18 protein-coding genes are annotated in these 18,573 nt (G+C 41.6%); 15 read left to right on the top strand and 3 right to left on the bottom strand.

The annotated features are described in order from the left end of the window. The first annotated feature begins 126 nt into the window (after nt 1–126). The 8 genes from rmuC (at nt 127) to hemB (ending at nt 7,272) form a co-directional block, all read left to right on the top strand. The gene (gene rmuC / locus BO26_RS06615) at nt 127–1,437 is read left to right on the top strand and encodes a DNA recombination protein RmuC (protein ID WP_420864688.1); all 1,311 of its coding nucleotides are present in this window, start codon (nt 127–129) and stop codon (nt 1,435–1,437) included. A 72-nt stretch (nt 1,438–1,509) separates the two neighbouring features. After that, nucleotides 1,510–2,265 carry a bifunctional demethylmenaquinone methyltransferase/2-methoxy-6-polyprenyl-1,4-benzoquinol methylase UbiE gene (ubiE, locus tag BO26_RS06610; protein ID WP_036770291.1) on the top strand — a complete coding sequence of 252 codons (756 nt, stop codon included), beginning with the start codon at nt 1,510–1,512 and terminating at the stop codon, nt 2,263–2,265. A gap of 1 nt (nt 2,266) precedes the next feature. Further along, a complete protein-coding gene (ubiJ, locus tag BO26_RS06605) occupies nt 2,267–2,917 on the top strand; it encodes a ubiquinone biosynthesis protein UbiJ (RefSeq protein WP_036770188.1) in 651 nt (216 codons plus the stop codon). After that, nucleotides 2,904–4,541, top strand: a complete 1,638-nt coding sequence (ubiB, locus tag BO26_RS06600; RefSeq protein ID WP_036770187.1) for a ubiquinone biosynthesis regulatory protein kinase UbiB — start codon at nt 2,904–2,906, stop codon at nt 4,539–4,541. The genes ubiJ and ubiB overlap by 14 nt, the downstream gene beginning before the upstream one ends. A gap of 103 nt (nt 4,542–4,644) precedes the next feature. Further along, entirely contained in the window at nt 4,645–4,905 is a 261-nt protein-coding gene (gene tatA, locus BO26_RS06595) for a Sec-independent protein translocase subunit TatA (protein WP_015835962.1), read from the top strand. A 3-nt stretch (nt 4,906–4,908) separates the two neighbouring features. Beyond that, complete coding sequence (tatB, locus tag BO26_RS06590) at nt 4,909–5,352, top strand: Sec-independent protein translocase protein TatB (RefSeq protein WP_036770186.1); 444 nt, start codon at nt 4,909–4,911, stop codon at nt 5,350–5,352. Nucleotides 5,353–5,373: 21 nt separating this feature from the next. Then, complete coding sequence (gene tatC / locus BO26_RS06585) at nt 5,374–6,150, top strand: Sec-independent protein translocase subunit TatC (protein ID WP_036770183.1); 777 nt, start codon at nt 5,374–5,376, stop codon at nt 6,148–6,150. A 108-nt stretch (nt 6,151–6,258) separates the two neighbouring features. Next, a complete protein-coding gene (hemB, locus tag BO26_RS06580; protein ID WP_036770181.1) occupies nt 6,259–7,272 on the top strand; it encodes a porphobilinogen synthase in 1,014 nt (337 codons plus the stop codon). A gap of 51 nt (nt 7,273–7,323) precedes the next feature. Here hemB and rfaH read toward each other — a convergent pair whose 3' ends face one another. Beyond that, nucleotides 7,324–7,812 (bottom strand): transcription/translation regulatory transformer protein RfaH, encoded by a 489-nt coding sequence (rfaH, locus tag BO26_RS06575; protein WP_036770178.1) that lies wholly within the window; start codon nt 7,810–7,812, stop codon nt 7,324–7,326. 492 nt (nt 7,813–8,304) lie between these two features. Between rfaH and ubiD the strand changes: the two genes are divergently transcribed. Together ubiD and fre are read left to right on the top strand one after the other, a co-directional pair. Beyond that, complete coding sequence (gene ubiD / locus BO26_RS06570; protein ID WP_051690895.1) at nt 8,305–9,807, top strand: 4-hydroxy-3-polyprenylbenzoate decarboxylase; 1,503 nt, start codon at nt 8,305–8,307, stop codon at nt 9,805–9,807. Next, entirely contained in the window at nt 9,788–10,489 is a 702-nt protein-coding gene (gene fre / locus BO26_RS06565; RefSeq protein WP_036770169.1) for an NAD(P)H-flavin reductase, read from the top strand. Before ubiD ends, fre begins: the two co-directional genes overlap by 20 nt. Nucleotides 10,490–10,574: 85 nt before the next feature. On the opposite strand, the gene fadA is transcribed toward fre, so the two are convergent. Next, nucleotides 10,575–11,741 (bottom strand): acetyl-CoA C-acyltransferase FadA, encoded by a 1,167-nt coding sequence (gene fadA / locus BO26_RS06560; protein ID WP_036770166.1) that lies wholly within the window; start codon nt 11,739–11,741, stop codon nt 10,575–10,577. Nucleotides 11,742–11,752: 11 nt separating this feature from the next. Further along, nucleotides 11,753–13,939, bottom strand: a complete 2,187-nt coding sequence (fadB, locus tag BO26_RS06555) for a fatty acid oxidation complex subunit alpha FadB (RefSeq protein ID WP_036770163.1) — start codon at nt 13,937–13,939, stop codon at nt 11,753–11,755. Nucleotides 13,940–14,214: 275 nt separating this feature from the next. Between fadB and pepQ the strand changes: the two genes are divergently transcribed. From pepQ to BO26_RS24815, 5 genes are all read left to right on the top strand, one after another. Next, nucleotides 14,215–15,549, top strand: coding sequence for a Xaa-Pro dipeptidase (gene pepQ, locus BO26_RS06550; protein WP_036770160.1), 1,335 nt, complete (start codon nt 14,215–14,217; stop codon nt 15,547–15,549). Next, entirely contained in the window at nt 15,549–16,160 is a 612-nt protein-coding gene (locus tag BO26_RS06545) for an IMPACT family protein (protein WP_036770157.1), read from the top strand. Before pepQ ends, BO26_RS06545 begins: the two co-directional genes overlap by 1 nt. A 37-nt stretch (nt 16,161–16,197) precedes the next feature. Then, nucleotides 16,198–17,649 (top strand): Trk system potassium transporter TrkH, encoded by a 1,452-nt coding sequence (gene trkH, locus BO26_RS06540; protein ID WP_036770155.1) that lies wholly within the window; start codon nt 16,198–16,200, stop codon nt 17,647–17,649. A 23-nt stretch (nt 17,650–17,672) separates the two neighbouring features. Continuing rightward, nucleotides 17,673–18,209, top strand: coding sequence for a menaquinone-dependent protoporphyrinogen IX dehydrogenase (gene hemG / locus BO26_RS06535; protein WP_036770153.1), 537 nt, complete (start codon nt 17,673–17,675; stop codon nt 18,207–18,209). A 119-nt stretch (nt 18,210–18,328) separates the two neighbouring features. Further along, complete coding sequence (locus tag BO26_RS24815; RefSeq protein WP_477707004.1) at nt 18,329–18,460, top strand: hypothetical protein; 132 nt, start codon at nt 18,329–18,331, stop codon at nt 18,458–18,460. Nucleotides 18,461–18,573: the final 113 nt, after the last annotated feature.

Below are 18,573 nucleotides of genomic sequence, written 5' to 3'. Positions count from 1 at the left end.
CCACTTGTATAAATCGATCTGGACATCTATACAGTATCTATTTAACTTAATTGGCTGAAGAATGTAACAGAGGAAGTATAGGTGGATATCCAATTGTTATATGCGTTGATTGGTATTCTTGGTGGCTTGTTGGGTGGAGGTGCTATTGTTTGGTTTTGTGTTTATCAACGTATTCAGCAGCAAGAACTGGAATTTCGGGAACTCAACAGCCAACTTGCAGTTGCCAATGAAAAACTTGAGCAGTTGGCTTATTGGCGGGTTGAATGTGAACAATTGAATCAGGAATTGCGAGCCCAGAGAGAAATTAACAGTGTGCAGGAATCTGAGTTACGGGAGGTGACTACACGGCTGGAAGAGAGTCGCCTTGCTGCCGAGGAGAAACAGCGGTTATTGATCAATAGTGAATTACGTCTGAATACTCAATTTGAAAATCTGGCTAACCGTATTTTTGAACAAGCTGGTCGTCGGACAGATGAACAAAATCGACAGAGTCTTAGTAGTCTTCTGACTCCATTTCGTGAACAACTTGATGGTTTTCGCCGCCAGGTACAAGAGAGTTTTGGTCAGGAGGCCCGTGAGCGGCATACTCTTGAACATGAAATCCGTAACTTACAGCAACTGAATGCTCAGATGGCGAAAGAAGCTATCAATCTGACAAATGCTCTTAAAGGTGATAACAAAATTCAGGGGGATTGGGGGGAAGTCGTGTTGGCCCGTATCCTGGAAGCCTCTGGTCTACGGGAAGGGCATGAGTTTTGTACTCAAGTTAATATTAAGACAGAAGGTAATAGTCGTTTTCAACCTGATGTTATTGTTCACTTGCCGCAAGGAAAGGACGTAGTGATTGATGCTAAAATGTCGCTGGTGGCTTATGAGCGTTATTTTAACAGTGGCGATCAGCACCAACAGGAATTGGCCCTTCAGGAGCATATCAGCTCAATTAAAGGTCATATCCGCGGTTTGAGTCGTAAAGATTATCAGCAGTTACCTGGACTGAAATCGTTGGACTATGTACTGATGTTTATTCCGGTTGAACCCGCTTATTTAGTCGCGCTTAACAGGGCGCCTGAGCTGCTTGATGAAGCACTTAAACATAATATTATGCTAGTTAGCCCATCAACATTATTAGTTGCTGTGCGTACCATTAATAACTTGTGGCGATATGAATATCAAAGCCAAAATGCGCGTTTAATCGCAGATAAGGCTTCTCGTATGTACGATAAGATGCGTTTGTTTGTTGATGATATGCAAAGTTTAGGGCAAAGCCTGGATAAGGCTCAGATTAATTATCGGTTGGCAATGAAAAAGTTGACTGAGGGGCGTGGAAATCTGATAAGCCAGGCGGAAGGTTTTCGTAATTTAGGGGTTGAGGTGAAACGTCCTATTGATCCTGAATTAGTCGATAGGGCTAACCAACCATCCTGTGTTAATGATTAACGCCAGGATAGGGTTTTGTATGAAAGGCTGATACACTTTTATAACAGCTTGATTAAAAAGTGGGCAAATAACATGGTAGACCAAACGAAACAAACCACACATTTTGGTTTCCGCACTGTAGCTAAAAATGAAAAAGAAAGCATGGTAGCTGAAGTATTTCATTCTGTTGCTGCAAAATACGATTTAATGAATGATTTGATGTCGTTTGGCATCCATCGTATTTGGAAACGTGTGGCTATTAGTGCCAGTGGTGCTCGCCGGGGGCAGCGGATACTTGATTTGGCTGGCGGCACTGGAGATCTGGCAGCTAAATTTTCCCGCATAGTTGGTGAGAAGGGGGAAGTTGTCCTTGCTGATATCAATGAATCTATGCTGAAGGTTGGGCGAGAGAAATTACGTGATACCGGTATTGTTGGTAATGTCAATTATGTGCAGGCCAATGCGGAAGCTTTACCTTTTCCTGATAATTATTTTGATTGCATCACTATCTCTTTCGGTTTACGCAATGTGACGGAAAAAGAAAAGGCTCTGCGTTCAATGTTTCGGGTTTTGAAACCTGGTGGGCGTTTATTGGTGCTTGAATTTTCCAAGCCTTTGCTGGCGCCGTTAAGCAAAGCCTATGACGCTTATTCTTTCCATGTATTGCCAAAAATGGGGCAGATTTTTGTGCAAGATGCTGACAGTTATCGTTATCTGGCTGAATCCATTCGTATGCATCCTGATCAAGAGACACTTAAAATAATGATGGAAGATGCTGGTTTTGAACAGGTGACTTATACCAATATGACTGGCGGTATTGCTGCATTACATAGAGGTTTTAAATTCTGAGATGGAAAGACCATCACTGAGTAACACTATTAATTCCACATTGATGCCGGTTTTAACCGCAGTGATGGAAACATCGTTGAATCACCTGTTATACAGCGAACCTGTGTTAAGGCAAGCTCGTATGCGACTGGTGGGTAAAGTTTTGTCTATTGGGCTGAAAGAAATAAATACACCATTTACACTGGTATTCAGTGAAAAACAAGTGGACGTATTAAGCCAATGGGCCGGATCTGCTGATTGTACAGTTAAAACCAATTTTTCTGCTTTGCTTAAGCTACGAGATCGCCAACAGCTTTCTGGGTTACTTCATCGTGGTGAAATCGTTATTGAAGGGGATATGCAGGTTGTTCAGCAGTGGTCTGTTCTGTTGGATATGGTTGAATGGGATTTGGCCCATTATCTTTCCCCTTATTTTGGGGATATCGCTGCTGAGAGTATCAGTCAGGTAGTTAAAAAGGGATTCCAGTTTGTTTCCGGCTCAATAACGTGTCAGAAAAATTATTTGGCGGAAACATTAACAGAAGAATGGAAATTGGCGCCAAATAAGCTTGAAGTGGCTTATTTTAGTGAAGAAGTTAGCGTGTTGACCGACGATATCAGGCAAATAGAACAGCGATTGGCGGTATTAGAGGAAAAATATGACTCCAGGTGAATTAAGGCGCCTTTATTTAATTATACGAGTTTTTCTTTCTTACGGATTGGATGAACTGATTCCTCGGATTCGTTTGACTTGGCCTCTCCGTTTTGGACGTTATTTATTCTTTTGGATACCAAATAAGCACAAAGATAAATCACTAGGGGAGAGGTTGCGACTTGCCTTACAGGAACTGGGGCCTGTCTGGATTAAATTTGGGCAGATGCTTTCGACACGGCGTGATCTGTTTCCTCCAGCAATAGCTGATCAATTGGCTCTGTTACAAGACCGGGTTGCCTCTTTCGATGGTGTGCTAGCCCGCCAATATATTGAAACTTCTTTAGGGGGAACGCTGGAAACTTGGTTTGATGACTTTGAACCTAAAGCTCTGGCCTCTGCTTCAGTTGCTCAGGTACATACCGCCCGGTTGAAAGAGAATGGTCAGGAAATCGTTATCAAAGTAATCCGCCCTGATATTTTGCCAATTATTAAAGCGGATATCCGATTAATGTACCGTCTGGCTAATTGGGTACCAATGTTATTACCTGATGGGCGCCGTTTGCGTCCTCGCGAGGTTGTGCGGGAATACGAGAAGACGTTGATTGATGAGCTGAATTTATTGCGTGAAGCAGCCAATTCAATTCAACTTCGTCGTAATTTCGAAAAGAGTTCAATGCTCTATGTGCCAGAAGTTTATTCTGATTATTGCCGCGAAAATATTCTGGTGATGGAGCGGGTTTATGGTATTCCGGTTTCTGATATTGAAGCGTTGGAAGCGCAGAATACCAATATGAAATTGCTGGCTGAACGGGGCGTTCAGGTCTTTTTTACTCAGGTTTTCCGTGACAGTTTCTTCCATGCGGATATGCATCCAGGAAATATTTTCGTCAGTTATGAACATCCTGAAGATCCATTCTATATTGGTATTGATTGCGGTATTGTTGGCTCTCTTAATAAAGATGATAAACGTTATCTGGCTGAGAATTTTATTGCCTTCTTTAATCGTGATTACCGGAAAGTTGCTGAGCTTCATGTGGATTCAGGTTGGGTTCCCAGTGATACCAATGTTGAAGATTTTGAATTTGCAATCCGTACAGTTTGTGAGCCAATATTTGAGAAGCCGCTTGCAGAAATTTCGTTTGGTCATGTTCTTTTGAATCTGTTTAATACTGCACGCCGTTTTAATATGGCAGTGCAACCCCAGTTAGTTCTTCTGCAAAAGACGCTTTTGTATGTAGAAGGTTTAGGACGACAACTCTACCCACAACTTGATTTATGGAAAACAGCAAAACCATTTCTAGAGGAGTGGTTACATAGTCAGGTCGGATTACCTGCGGTTATTCGCGCACTAAAAGAGAAAGCGCCTTATTGGGCAGAAAAGTTGCCAGAACTACCCGAGTTAGTGTATGACAGTCTTCAGCAGCATAAATATTTACAAGCCAACATTGATAGACTATCAGATCAGCTAAAAGGGCAGCAGATAGGGCAGCGACAGTCACAATATTTGCTCGGAGTTGGTGCGACGTTGTTTCTTTGTGGGAGTTTATTTTTGTTGTCTGGCTTAGCCAATATTCCTTGGTTATTTATAGGTGCCGGTGCCGTTTCGTGGTTGTTTGGTTGGTATCGGTTGAGTAAAGTTTAGTAATATTTGTCTTAGGGAAAATTTTTTCGAAAGATCGGTTATAGTTCTTCGTATGTATAGTGAACTATTAATAATAATCATTGTTAAATAGAGGTAAATCAGAATGGGCGGTATAAGCATTTGGCAATTACTCATCATTGCGGTCATTGTGGTGCTGTTGTTCGGCACGAATAAGCTCCGCACTTTGGGTTCTGATCTTGGAGAATCTATTAAAGGTTTTAAAAAAGCGATAGGGGATGATAATCAGCCTCAGCAAGCTCAAAAAACCAGTAATGATGCTGATTTTGAGACTAAAAACATTACTGAAAAACAATCTGTAGCTCGATCTGAGACATCTGAGAGCAAAAACAAAGAGCAGGTATAAACCGTGTTTGACATTGGTTTTAGCGAGCTACTGTTGGTTATGGTCATTGGCTTGGTGGTTCTGGGGCCAGAACGGCTACCGGTGGCAGTAAAAACGGTTGCTGGTTGGATCAGAGCATTGCGTTCTTTGGCTGCTAATGTCCAAAATGAGCTTGCCCAGGAACTGAAATTGCAGGAACTCCAGGAAAGTTTGAAAAAAGTTCAAGAAGAAGCGGGGTTGCAGAATTTATCTCCGGAATTAAAAGCTTCGATGGATGAGCTAAAAGAAGCTGCTGAGTCTTTGAAAAAAGCATACCAAAATGAACCTGATGAGGAGAGTATGAAAGCATCGGAAATAAATAAGGTGGCACAAAAGTCGGCAATACCTCAGGTTACGGATTCATCCGAATCTTCCTCTACAGTGGATGATAAAACGGCTTCTGAAACGAAGAAAAAAACTTCTGATTAAGTTAATGGTGAACACTAAAACATGGCTGTTGATGATACCCAACCACTTATCAGTCACCTTATTGAACTGCGTAAGCGAATTCTAAACAGTTTGTTGACTGTATTAGTGGTTTTTTTAGCATTGGTTTATTTTTCTAACGACATCTATCAGATGATCTCTGCACCTTTGATTAAGCAATTGCCTCAAGGTGCAAGTATGATAGCGACAGATGTTGCTTCTCCCTTTTTTACACCGATAAAATTGACCGTTATGGTGTCGATATTTGTATCTGCACCTATGGTTCTTTATCAGGTATGGGCGTTTATTGCTCCTGCATTATATAGGCATGAGCGCCGTTTGATGATCCCTCTGCTTGTTTCCAGCAGTCTATTGTTCTATTTAGGGATGGCATTTGCCTACTTCGTTGTATTTCCGATAGCTTTTGGATTTTTTGCTAAGACGGCTCCTGCAGGGGTTTTGATTGCAACGGATATCAGTAATTATTTGAGTTTTGTAATGGCACTGTTTATGGCTTTTGGTGTTTCTTTTGAAGTGCCAGTTGCCATTATTTTGTTATGTTGGAGTGGGGTGGTGACTCCTGAATCTCTGAAGAAAAAGCGTCCGTATATTTTGGTAGGTGCTTTTGTTGTTGGCATGTTGTTGACGCCTCCGGATGTTTTCTCGCAAACTTTACTAGCTATTCCTATGTATCTGTTGTTTGAACTGGGTATTTTGCTCTCCCGTTTTTACACTGGACAGCGCAAATTGGGGGATCGTTCAGAAGACGAACAAGCATCGGAAGCAAATACGGAAAAGTGATAATAGTAATCTTAATATGTCGTTCTGTAGTGCTAAGATATTAACACAAAGCAGTAGCATATTAATAAACCCAGCGCCAGTGCGCTGGGTTTAAGTTAGGAGAGCTATATGAGCTATGTATTTCCAGGTACTTTCCCCGGTCGCCGTATGCGTCGAGTGCGCCGCCATGATTTTTCCCGTCGTTTAGTTGCTGAGAATCAATTAACTGTTAATGATTTAATCTATCCTGTATTTGTAATGGAAGGGACTAATTGTCGTCAGGAAGTTTCTTCTATGCCAGGGGTGTATCGTCTGACAATTGATCTTTTGTTGAAAGAAGCTGAAGAGATTGCCCGGTTGGGTATTCCTGTATTGTCTCTGTTTCCTGTTATTGAAGCAGATAAAAAATCTCTGGATGCGAAAGAAGCCTATAGTTCTGATGGACTCATTCAACGGACTATACGTACTCTGAAAGAAGCGGTTCCTGAACTGGGATTACTGACTGATGTAGCATTAGATCCGTTCACTACACATGGTCAGGATGGAATTATTGATCAGGATGGTTATGTAATTAATGATGTGACCAAAGAGATCCTAGTCAAACAGGCACTGTCACATGCGGAGGCTGGTGCTGAGATTATTGCGCCAAGTGACATGATGGATGGACGGATTGGTGCAATTCGAGAGAAGTTTGAAGAGGAAGGTCATGTAAATACTCAGATTATGGCTTATTCTGCTAAGTATGCTTCTGGTTATTATGGTCCTTTCCGTGATGCTATAGGCTCAAGTAGCAATCTAAAAGGTGGTAATAAAAAGAATTATCAAATGGACCCAGCTAACAGCGATGAAGCATTGCAAGAAATTGCTCAGGATTTACAGGAAGGCGCTGATACTGTGATGGTTAAACCGGGTATGCCTTACCTGGATGTTATCCGTAGGGTAAAAGAGACATTTGGTGTTCCAACCTTTGCTTACCAGGTATCTGGTGAATATGCCATGCATATGGCTGCTATTCAGAATGGTTGGTTACAGGAACAGGTAATTATGGAGTCCCTGTTATGTTTCAAGCGAGCGGGGGCAGATGGTGTACTGACATATTTTGCAAAACAGGTTGCTCAACAGTTATTTGAGCTGCGGTTTTAATATCGATTAAAAACGGGTGAAGAATAAGAATTCTGCCCGTTTTTTGTTTGGTTAGATCTTCACAAACTGCTTGTTATCAAGTGCTTTGGGTAATTGCTTATTCAGAATATTGAGTAACAAAATAGAGCGAGTTTCTCCATCTGGTTCATTGTAGATAGCTTGTAATCCTTCAAAAATTCCTTCGGTGATTAATACCGTATCACCTGCTACGGGTGTATCTGGTGATACGTATTCTTGCTCAGTTGCTGACACGATTTCTTTAATCAGAGTTTCCGGTACGATTGCCGGATGCACACCAAAACGGACAAAATGGCTGACACCGCGCGTTGAATTGATAGTCGTAGTATGAATGACTTCTGGGTCAAACTGAACAAACAGGTAATTAGGAAAAAGTGGCTCTGTATTCACAGTACGTCTACCACGGGTTATCTTTTCAATTCTCGCGGTAGGAGTCAGGCAAGCAACATCCTGTCGTTCCAGATTTTCTATTGCTCGTGAAATTTGTCCACGTTTACAGTAGATGAGGTACCAGTTTTCCATGTTTATTTAACCTTGATCCAATGACTATTAAGCATAGCAAAATAGACAGGGGCATTACAGGCATTATCTTAGTGATAATTGTTTGATGATAGATATTTATTGTTATGAGTGAGTACTGTATTTTTAGTAAAAAAGTGATGAGTAATATCATGGGAAGTCACGGATAAAGTAATCAATATAAGGTTGGTGCTTTTTTCTGTAGTTAAGATAAAGATTAAGTATTTCTGTTGAGTAATGGCAAACTTTCAGATGACTCGGACTGATTGAGTTATGCTCAAGATCTATTGAATATAATAATTACTAAATATGGTATCTGTGCTGTGATGTGAATTTCAGATGTATTTGGCTTTGAGATCTCAAGGTTGAATTAAACTCATTGCTTTTTATTAAGTTATTGGTTTACTTTGTAGTCTTCCAAAAAAACACAAAAAAGCTGAACGGAATAGCTTATAATGTTTTCTCTCCCCTTAAAAACCGGCATGAATGGATAGTATGAAATACCGTGACTTGAGAGATTTTCTGACCTTATTGGAACAGAAAGGTGAGTTGAAACGTATCAGTCTTGAAGTTGATCCTTATTTGGAGATGACTGAAATTGCGGATCGTACCCTTCGCGCTGGTGGGCCCGCCTTGTTGTTTGAAAATCCCAAAGGTTATTCAATGCCTGTATTGTGTAATTTGTTTGGTACTGCCAAACGGGTTGCTATGGGAATGGGGCAGGATGATGTTAAAGCTTTGCATGATGTAGGTAAATTGCTGGCTTTTTTGAAAGAACCCGATCCTCCTAAAGGTTTTCGTGATTTGCTAGATAAGTTGCCGAAATTTAAGCAAGTTCTTAATATGCCGACTAAACGGCTTAATACTGCTGTTTGTCAGGAGCAAATTTGGGTTGGTGATGATGTCGATTTAAACCGTATCCCTATAATGCACTGTTGGCCAGAGGATGCTGCCCCGTTAATTACTTGGGGGTTGACAGTAACACGTGGCCCAAATAAAGAGCGGCAAAATCTTGGTATTTATCGCCAGCAGGTGTTGGGTAAAAATAAACTCATTATGCGTTGGTTATCCCATCGTGGGGGGGCCCTTGATTTTCAGGAGTGGTGTCAGGCTCACCCTAGAGAACGTTTCCCAGTTGCTGTCGCGTTGGGGGCTGATCCGGCGACAATATTGGGTGCTGTGACGCCAGTTCCTGACACGTTGTCAGAATATGCATTTGCAGGGTTGTTAAGAGGACATAAAACAGAAGTTGTGAAATGTCTTTCAAGTAATTTGGAGGTACCAGCAAGCGCTGAGATCATACTGGAGGGATATATTGAGCCTGGCGAGTTAGCTCCAGAAGGGCCATACGGTGACCATACAGGTTATTATAATGAAATCGATATGTTTCCAGTGTTCACTGTGACACATATTACTCAACGTCACGATGCTATTTATCATTCGACTTATACTGGTCGTCCACCAGATGAACCTGCTGTATTAGGTGTTGCATTGAATGAAGTGCTGGTACCGATCTTACAAAAACAATTTCCTGAAATTGTTGATTTTTATTTGCCTCCAGAAGGTTGCTCCTATCGTCTTGCCGTTGTAACCATGAAGAAGCAGTATGCAGGTCATGCCAAGCGAGTCATGATGGGGGTTTGGTCATATCTGCGGCAATTTATGTATACAAAATTTGTTATTGTTTGTGATGATGATATTAATGCCAGAGACTGGAACGATGTCATTTGGGCAATAACTACGCGAATGGATCCGGTAAGAGATACGGTATTAATGGAGAATACCCCAATCGATTATCTCGATTTTGCATCACCAGTTTCAGGGTTAGGTTCGAAAATGGGAATGGATGCAACGAATAAATGGCCGGGGGAGACGCAGAGGGAATGGGGACGTCCTATCGTGATGAGTGAAGAAGTGCGTACCCGCGTCAACAAGATTTGGGATGAATTAGATATTTTAAGACCATTAGAGGGAACGCATGACAACACTGAGCTGTAAAGTAACCTCTGTAGAGGCTATTACTGATACGGTTTATCGGGTTCGGTTACTTCCTGATTCTCCGTTCTCATTTCGTGCCGGTCAGTATCTGATGGTGGTGATGGATGAGAGAGATAAACGTCCGTTTTCAATGGCTTCAACGCCCTCAGAAAAGAAGTTTATTGAATTACATATTGGTGCTTCTGAACTGAATCTGTATGCAATGGCTGTGATGGATAGAATTTTTGATCGGAAAATAATTGATATTGATATCCCTCATGGTAAAGCTTGGTTCCGTCAGAGTAGCACTAATCCGCTGTTATTGATTGCAGGCGGTACGGGGTTTTCTTATACCCGTTCTATATTGCTGACAGCTTTGGAAGAACAACCTGAGCGTCATATCTCTGTTTACTGGGGGGGGAGAGAATTACAACATTTATATGATCTTGCTGAATTACAGTTACTTACAGATAGTTACCCTAATCTGACAGTTGTTCCAGTTGTTGAACAGTCGGAGAATGACTGGTGTGGGCGTACTGGGACAGTTTTAAAAGCAGTACTGGAAGATTTTGGCAGTTTAGCTAATTATGATATTTACATTGCTGGGCGCTTTGAAATGGCAAAAATTGCTCGTGAACGTTTTTGTTGCGAGCGTGATGCCTCTATTGACAGTATGTATGGTGATGCTTTCGAATTTATTTAAAAAATAATAATAAAAAACCCGCCCCTGACAGGCGGGAATTACGGCAACAACGACTCAGTTATAATATTTTTTTACAGATAAGTTCTTAATCCATTCTTTCTATGATGGTAGCAATACCTTGACCTAAGCCGATACACATAGTTGCTAAGCCAAACTGAACATCGCGGCGTTCCATCAGATTCAACAATGTTGTTGTGATGCGAGCACCAGAGCAGCCTAATGGGTGCCCAAGAGCAATTGCGCCACCATTAAGGTTTACTTTGTCATCCATGCCATCCAGTAAATTTAGACCTTTCATACAGGCAAGTGACTGAGCGGCAAATGCTTCGTTGAGTTCAATCACATCTATATCAGACAGCTCTAGACCTGCTTTTTTGAGTGCTACTTGTGTAGCAGGAACAGGACCATATCCCATAATGGAAGGATCACACCCAACAACAGCCATAGAGCGGATACGAGCGCGAGGTTTCAGTCCCAGATTTTTGGCGTAGCTTTCACTGGTTATCAGCATTGCAGATGCCCCATCGGATAAGGCAGAGGCGTTTCCTGCGGTAACCGAGCCTGTTACCGGATCGAAGACAGGACGTAGAGCTGCCAGATCTTTCAGATTGGTATCTGGACGGATAACTTCATCGTAATTGAACAGCCTCAGTGTACCATCAGCATCGTGGCCGTAAATTGGTGATATCTCGTTGGAGAATGCCCCTGATTGCGTTGCTTGTGTTGCACATTGATGAGAACGAAGAGCAAATTCATCCTGCATTTCACGGCTGATATGGTGAGTCTTTGCCAGCATTTCAGCAGTTAACCCCATAACTCCTGCTGCTTTGGCGACACTTCGGCTCATTTTAGGGTGGAAATCTACACCATGAGTCATTGGAACATGACCCATATGTTCTACACCTCCAATCAACGTAATATTGGCTTCTCCGGTCATAATCATACGGGCGCCATCGTGCAATGCTTGCATTGATGAACCGCACAGCCGGTTAACGGTCACGGCTGGCACAGAATGAGGGAAACCTGCCAGCAATGCAGCATTACGGGCAATATTGAAGCCTTGCTCCAGAGTTTGTTGAACACAACCCCAGTAGATATCATCTACTTTGTGTTGCTGTATGGCCGGATTACGTTTAAATATCTCTTTCATCAGGTGAGCAGAGAGATCTTCAGCCCGGACCTGACGGAATGCACCACCTTTTGAGCGCCCCATGGGGGTGCGGATGCCATCAATAATGACTACATTTTCCATGTTTCCAGACCTCACGCTGTTGTTCCGGTGCTGACAGCAATAGTTGCTGCTGTAGGGTAGTAACTTTCATTACGTTCAGCTTTGGCTTTTAAACCAGGTGGAACCTGATAAAGAGCACCGAGGTGAGCATAATTTTTAGCCATTTTTACGTAAGCTGCTGTTCCCATCGTTTCCAGATAACGGAAAACGCCACCACGGAACGGAGGGAAGCCGAGGCCATAGACTAGAGCCATATCAGCTTCAGCAGGGCTGGCAATAACACCTTCTTCCAAACAACGGACAACTTCGTTGATCATTGGGATCATAGTACGGGCAATGATCTCCTCACCGGAGAAATTATTCTTCGGCTGGCAGATGGTTGCCAGAAGTTGATCTGTTTGCTCGTCCTGCTCTTTTTTGGGTTTGCCTTTCTTGTCCTGTGTGTATTTATAGAAACCGATACCGTTTTTCTGCCCGTAACGTTGATTGTCATATAAAACATCAATGGCATCTTTATAATCACGCTGCATACGATCTGGGAATCCTTGGGCCATGACTGATTGAGCATGATGTGCAGTATCAAGACCAATAACGTCGATAAGATAAGCAGGACCCATTGGCCAACCAAATTCTTTCTCCATGATTTTGTCTATTTGACGGAAATCACCACCATCACGTAATAAAAGACCGAAGCCAAGGAGATAAGGGAGAAGCACTCTGTTTACAAAGAATCCCGGACAGTCATTAACGACGATAGGAGTTTTCCCTATTTTACTGGCGTAGGCAACTACGGTTGAAATTGTCTTTTCAGAGGTTTTTTCACCACGAATGATTTCAACCAACGGCATACGATGTACCGGGTTAAAGAAGTGCATACCACAGAAATTTTCCGGGCGTTTTAGGGAGTTGGCCAATTCTGAAATTGGAATTGTTGAAGTATTGGATGCCAGGATACAATCTTCATTAACCAAATTTTCAGTTTCTGATAGTACAGCTGCTTTGATCTTAGGATTTTCTACTACTGCTTCAACTACAATTTGAGCCTGCTCGATGCCGGCATAATTTAGGGTAGGTTGAATGGAAGAGAGGGTTAGAGCCATTTTTATGGGGTCCAAACGGCCACGTTCAAACTGCTTGTTTAGAAGTTTTGCCGCTTCACTCATGCCTAATTCAAGAGCCTGTTGACTGATGTCTTTCATCATGACAGGAACCCCTTTGCGAGCAGATTGATAGGCGATACCTCCACCCATAATTCCAGCGCCTAGAACGGCAGCATATTCAGGTGTTATGACCTCTTTCAGATGTTTTTTAGCCAGCCCTTTTATGTACTGATCATTAAGGAAAATACCGACTAAAGCACGGGCAACATTTGTCTGTGCCAAAGGAATAAAGCTGGCAGTTTCTTGTTTCAGTGCTTCATCACGGCCAAGTGTAGCGGCTTTTTCTATGGATTTAACCGCAGTAATAGGTGCTGGGTAGTGTGGGCCGGCAACTTTCATCACCATACCTTTTGCTACACTAAAACTCATACCTCGTTCAATTTCATTGAGCTTCAAAGGCTCTAACTTTGGCTGGCGTGCTGCTTTCCAATCAAGATCTCCGGCAATAGCCTGTTCCAGCATTGAGACTGCAGAGTCAATCAGTTTTTCATTAGAAATAACGGCATCAATAAGGCCATTTTTCAATGCTTCTTCCGCACCAATGTCTTTACCTGCGGCGATGATATCCAGTGCATTATCTGTCCCGATAAGGCGTGGAAGGCGAACTGAGCCGCCGAAACCAGGCATAATACCAAGCTTGGTTTCTGGCAGCCCAATGCGCACGTCGGGGGAGGCTACACGGAAATCTGTAGATAGAACACACTCACAACCGCCACCAAGAGTATAACCATTTATTGCTGAAATGGTTGGAACGGGTAAATCTTCTATCCGATTAAAAATGCTATTTGAGAAATCAAGCCATTCTTGCAGTTTTTCTACGGGTGAATCGAATAAAGAGAGGAATTCAGTAATATCCGCACCAACAATAAATGCGGTTTTCTCAGAACGTAATAAAACGCCTTTCAGTTCAGTTTGTTGCTCCAGGCTAGCGACAGCCTTATCCAGAGATGCAACAGTTTTGGTATCCAGTTTATTAATAGCGGCTGGGGCATTGAAAACTAGCTCAGCAATGCCATCTTTCAGCCAGTTTACTTGAATTGTTTCACTTTGATAGAGCATGTCGTTCTCCTAAATGAGCGCATACCATCTGGTATGACCAGATGGGTTTGATTGTGGTTATTATGTTAAGTAAATGCAAATGAGTGATTAATTTTTTGCAAGGGTGATCACAAGTGAGATTTATATCTCATTGACAATAATTGTTTTTATATTTTGATAAATAAGGGATTAGTAGAGTCAGATAATATTGAGATGATTTTTGCGTGATACCTGCAAATATCAATGATTGTGATAAGCTAATGATTCAGCCATAAAATAAAAAAAGGTCAATTAAAATGGAAAAGTTGGCATCTCTATACCGCGAACATATCTCTACATTACAACAACGTGCTCGTGAAGTATTGGCACGTAATCAATTTGATGCTCTGCTTATTCACTCAGGAGAGTTACAACGTATTTTCCTTGATGACAGAGATTATCCTTTCAAAGTTAACGCTCACTTCAAAGCTTGGGTACCGGTAACTAAAATACCTAATTGCTGGTTATGGGTAGATGGTATTAATAAACCTAAATTATGGTTTTACTCGCCAGTAGATTATTGGCACAGTGTAGAACCACTACCAACCAGCTATTGGATTAAAGAAGTTGAAATGATTCATTTGGCAAATACCCAAGATATTAATTCGGAGCTAAAACCTTATGTAAAACATAATGTTGTTTATATCGGTTGTTCACCAAAAAGGGCAAAAGAACTTGGTTTCTCTGAACATAATATCAATCCAGAGGCTGTTCTGGATTATTTACATTTTTATCGTTCATATAAAACAGACTATGAATTAGCTTGTATGCGTGAGGCGCAAAAAATGGCAGTTGTCGGGCATCTGGCAGCTTATGAAGCATTTCAGGCTGGTATGAGTGAATTTGATATCAATATATCTTATCTGATGGCAACAGGTCACCGTGATACAGATGTTCCCTATGATAATATTATTGCTATGAATGAGCATTCGGCAGTTTTGCATTACACAGTATTACAGCACAGTGTACCTGCCGAAATACGTAGTTTTCTGATTGATGCCGGTGCTGAATATAATGGCTATGCAGCAGATATTACCCGTACTTATGCAGCAAAAAGTAATAGCGAGTTCTCCTCTCTGATTAAAGATATGAATGCTGAACAAAAAGCTCTCATCAGCACAATTAAAGTAGGAATTCGCTACACCGAATATCATATTCAAATGCATTATCGAATTGCTAAATTACTGAAAAAATACGGAATTTTGAAAAATATCAGCGAAGAAACTATGGTCGAAAAAGGACTAACAATGCCATTTTTTCCACATGGTATTGGCCATCTTCTTGGATTACAGGTTCATGATGTGGCAGGATTTATGCAGGATGATGCGGGTACACATTTAGCAGCCCCTGCTATATATCCATATTTGCGCTGTACCCGCATTCTGGAACCTCGTATGGTGTTAACCATTGAGCCGGGCCTCTATTTCATTGAATCGCTGCTTGCATCTTGGCGTGAAAGTGAATTTAGTAAACATTTTGACTGGAATAAAATAGAGATGTTTAAATCTTTCGGAGGTATACGTATCGAAGACAATATTGTTATCCATGAAAATAAAGTGGAAAACATGACTCGGGATCTTCAACTGCCATAATGAAACCTTATTTGATACCGGCAGCTTCAGTGAGTTGGACTGAAGAGATTAAAAAAAGCCGTTTTATTACTCTGCTAGAACACACTTGTGGAACAGAAGAGGCTAAGGCGTTTATTCAGCAAATTAAAGCTCAATACCCTGACGCTCGCCATCATTGCTGGGCATTTGTTGCTGGTGCACCAGATGATTCACAGCAATTAGGTTTTTCAGATGATGGAGAGCCTTCAGGAACTGCGGGTAAGCCAATATTATTCCAGCTTATGGGAAATAATGTTGGTGAAATAACAGCGGTTGTTGTCCGTTATTTTGGTGGAATAAAATTAGGTACTGGTGGACTGGTTAGGGCATATGGAAGTGGTGTCCAACAGGCGCTGAAGTTACTGGAAACAAAGTATAAGGTTCCACAGAAACTCTGTTCTTTACAGTGTGAGTATGCTCATATCTCTATGATTGAACAGTTATTAGAAAAATCAGCAGGGAAGATCATTTCCAGTGAATATACAGAGAATGTTACTTTGCAAATTTCACTCCCAGCTACCCTGGTGAGTGAAGTCAGTGATAAATTACGGGATCTGAGTCGTGGTGTACTATATTTAACACCTGATCTGTAAATATTCTCTGTAACTGGATTTCTAAGGAACCAGCTGAATGCATTTTCGTGCCATAACCCGTATTGTTGGGCTGCTTGTCATTCTTTTCTCCGTCACTATGATTATTCCAGGGCTGGTAGCACTTATCTATCGTGATGGAGCTGGGCGTGCATTTAGTCAGACATTTATTCTTGCCTTAGTTATCGGTCTGATGCTTTGGATACCTAATCGGGAGCAAAAACATGAGCTAAAACCCCGAGAAGGGTTTCTTATCGTGGTTTTATTCTGGACGGTATTAGGAAGTGTTGGTGCTTTACCTTTCATTTTTTCTGAACAGCCAAATCTTTCTATTACAGATGCATTCTTTGAATCTTTCTCCGGTTTAACAACAACCGGCGCGACAACACTTATTGGACTTGATTCCTTACCTAAAGCGATTCTCTTCTATCGGCAGATGCTGCAATGGTTGGGGGGAATGGGGATTATTGTATTGGCAGTTGCAATATTACCTCTACTTGGGGTTGGGGGAATGCAGCTCTATCGAGCAGAAATGCCAGGGCCTTTGAAAGATAATAAAATGCGTCCGCGAATTGCTGAAACGGCAAAAACCTTGTGGTTGATCTATGTGTTACTGACAATCGCTTGCGCTTTGGCATTATGGGCAGCTGGTATGTCAGTTTTTGATGCTATTTCTCACAGCTTTTCAACTATCGCAATTGGTGGTTTTTCTACTCATGACACGAGTATTGGTTATTTCAATAGTCCTGCGATAAACACTATTATTGCGATTTTTCTGTTGATTTCTGGTTGCAACTTTAGCTTGCACTTCGCGGTGTTAACCGGGCGTAGCCTGACAGTCTACTGGCGGGACCCTGAATTTCGTATGTTTATCTCTATTCAATTAGTATTGGTTATTATCTGTGCTTTTATTTTGTGGCATTACGCTGTTTATGAATCTGGGATAGAGACATTGAACCAGGCTTTTTTCCAGGTTGTTTCAATGGCGACAACAGCCGGATTCAGTACAGATAGTTTTGCCCGTTGGCCATCATTTTTGCCGATATTACTATTGTGTTCTGCTTTTATCGGTGGCTGTGCAGGTTCGACTGGAGGGGGACTGAAGGTCATTCGTATCTTATTGTTATTCTTACAAGGTTCCCGTGAGTTGAAGCGGTTGGTTCATCCTAATGCGGTCTACACCCTTAAATTAGGGAGAAGGGCATTACCTGAACGTATTATTGAAGCTGTCTGGGGATTTTTTTCTGCTTATGCTTTGGTATTTATCATCAGCTTGCTGTTATTGATCGCAACAGGTGTAGACGAGCTTTCTGCTTTTTCTGCAATAGCCGCTACACTGAATAATCTGGGGCCAGGGTTGGGTGTTGTTGCTGATAACTTTACTGCAATGAATCCGATAGCTAAGTGGATACTAGTTATAACGATGTTGTTTGGTCGTTTAGAAGTATTCACCTTGTTAGTTTTGTTTACCCCGACCTTTTGGCGTGAATAGCCTATTGGGAAAAGGATGTAGATATGAATTGCTTATTGCTTTATTCCAGCCGAGATGGGCAGACGAAGAAAATTATTACCTGTATTGCTGAAAATCTACGTAGAGCAGGGGAATTATGTGATCTTAAAGACTTGGCAACAATAAAAAGAGTCAATTGGGAATCTTATGACAAGGTTATGATTGGAGCTTCAATCAGGTATGGCCATTTTAATCCAGTACTAAAAAAATTCGCTATTTGCCATCAACAACAACTTAATAAAATGCCAACCGCATTTTTTGGCGTTAATCTAACAGCAAGGAAACCAGAGAAATGTACTCCTGAAACGAATGTATATGTTCGTAAATTTTTGCTTAATACACCTTGGAAACCAGATTTGTGCGGTGTTTTTGCTGGTGCATTACTTTATCCTCGTTATCGCTGGTTAGATCGTATAATGATTAAGTTGATCATGAAAATGACTGGTGGAGAAACGGATACAACTAAAGAGATTGAATATACAGATTGGCAGCAAGTCGATCGTTTTACCGATGGTTTTCGCAGAATGGTATGCAAAAAATAATCAATTCGTTTTTTTGTCAGTGTTTTGTTGAAAAAATCCGCGAACGAAAGTTTTTTTCAAATAAACGCTTGCCAGCGCCGAAGAAGGCCCTATAATGCGCCACCACTGACCGACACAACGTGGATAAACCGGGTGAGGTCAGGCAGGGAAAAGGCAATAAGCGCTTGACTCTGCGGGCGAAAAGCGTAGTATACGCAGCCCGGCTGACGGAGAATGATAATTTTTATGTTGGCCCGCTCTTTAACAATTAATCAGACAATCTGTGTGGGCACTCACAAGACCGTATCACAAAAAAATACGTTTTAAAGTCTTGAAGAGTGAAGCGCAGTTAATTCATAACGAACTAACGGTGAGATTCTTTGAG

It is taken from the genome of Photorhabdus australis DSM 17609, assembly GCF_000711895.1.
Lineage (GTDB): Bacteria > Pseudomonadota > Gammaproteobacteria > Enterobacterales > Enterobacteriaceae > Photorhabdus > Photorhabdus australis.
Note: the sequence above shows the minus strand (reverse complement) of the source record. Positions and strands in the feature narration are given on the sequence as shown.

Excerpts from the sequence above, each read along its gene's own strand:
- fre (WP_036770169.1), top strand. The coding sequence starts at position 9,788 with ATGACAACACTGAGCTGTAAAGTAACCTCTGTAGAGGCTATTACTGAT.
- ubiD (WP_051690895.1), top strand. The coding sequence starts at position 8,305 with ATGAAATACCGTGACTTGAGAGATTTTCTGACCTTATTGGAACAGAAA.
- BO26_RS06545 (WP_036770157.1), top strand. The coding sequence starts at position 15,549 with ATGAAACCTTATTTGATACCGGCAGCTTCAGTGAGTTGGACTGAAGAG.
- tatC (WP_036770183.1), top strand. The coding sequence starts at position 5,374 with ATGGCTGTTGATGATACCCAACCACTTATCAGTCACCTTATTGAACTG.
- rfaH (WP_036770178.1), bottom strand. The coding sequence starts at position 7,812 with ATGGAAAACTGGTACCTCATCTACTGTAAACGTGGACAAATTTCACGA.
- trkH (WP_036770155.1), top strand. The coding sequence starts at position 16,198 with ATGCATTTTCGTGCCATAACCCGTATTGTTGGGCTGCTTGTCATTCTT.
- hemB (WP_036770181.1), top strand. The coding sequence starts at position 6,259 with ATGAGCTATGTATTTCCAGGTACTTTCCCCGGTCGCCGTATGCGTCGA.
- ubiE (WP_036770291.1), top strand. The coding sequence starts at position 1,510 with ATGGTAGACCAAACGAAACAAACCACACATTTTGGTTTCCGCACTGTA.
- fadB (WP_036770163.1), bottom strand. The coding sequence starts at position 13,939 with ATGCTCTATCAAAGTGAAACAATTCAAGTAAACTGGCTGAAAGATGGC.
- pepQ (WP_036770160.1), top strand. The coding sequence starts at position 14,215 with ATGGAAAAGTTGGCATCTCTATACCGCGAACATATCTCTACATTACAA.
- fadA (WP_036770166.1), bottom strand. The coding sequence starts at position 11,741 with ATGGAAAATGTAGTCATTATTGATGGCATCCGCACCCCCATGGGGCGC.
- hemG (WP_036770153.1), top strand. The coding sequence starts at position 17,673 with ATGAATTGCTTATTGCTTTATTCCAGCCGAGATGGGCAGACGAAGAAA.
- ubiB (WP_036770187.1), top strand. The coding sequence starts at position 2,904 with ATGACTCCAGGTGAATTAAGGCGCCTTTATTTAATTATACGAGTTTTT.
- tatA (WP_015835962.1), top strand. The coding sequence starts at position 4,645 with ATGGGCGGTATAAGCATTTGGCAATTACTCATCATTGCGGTCATTGTG.
- ubiJ (WP_036770188.1), top strand. The coding sequence starts at position 2,267 with ATGGAAAGACCATCACTGAGTAACACTATTAATTCCACATTGATGCCG.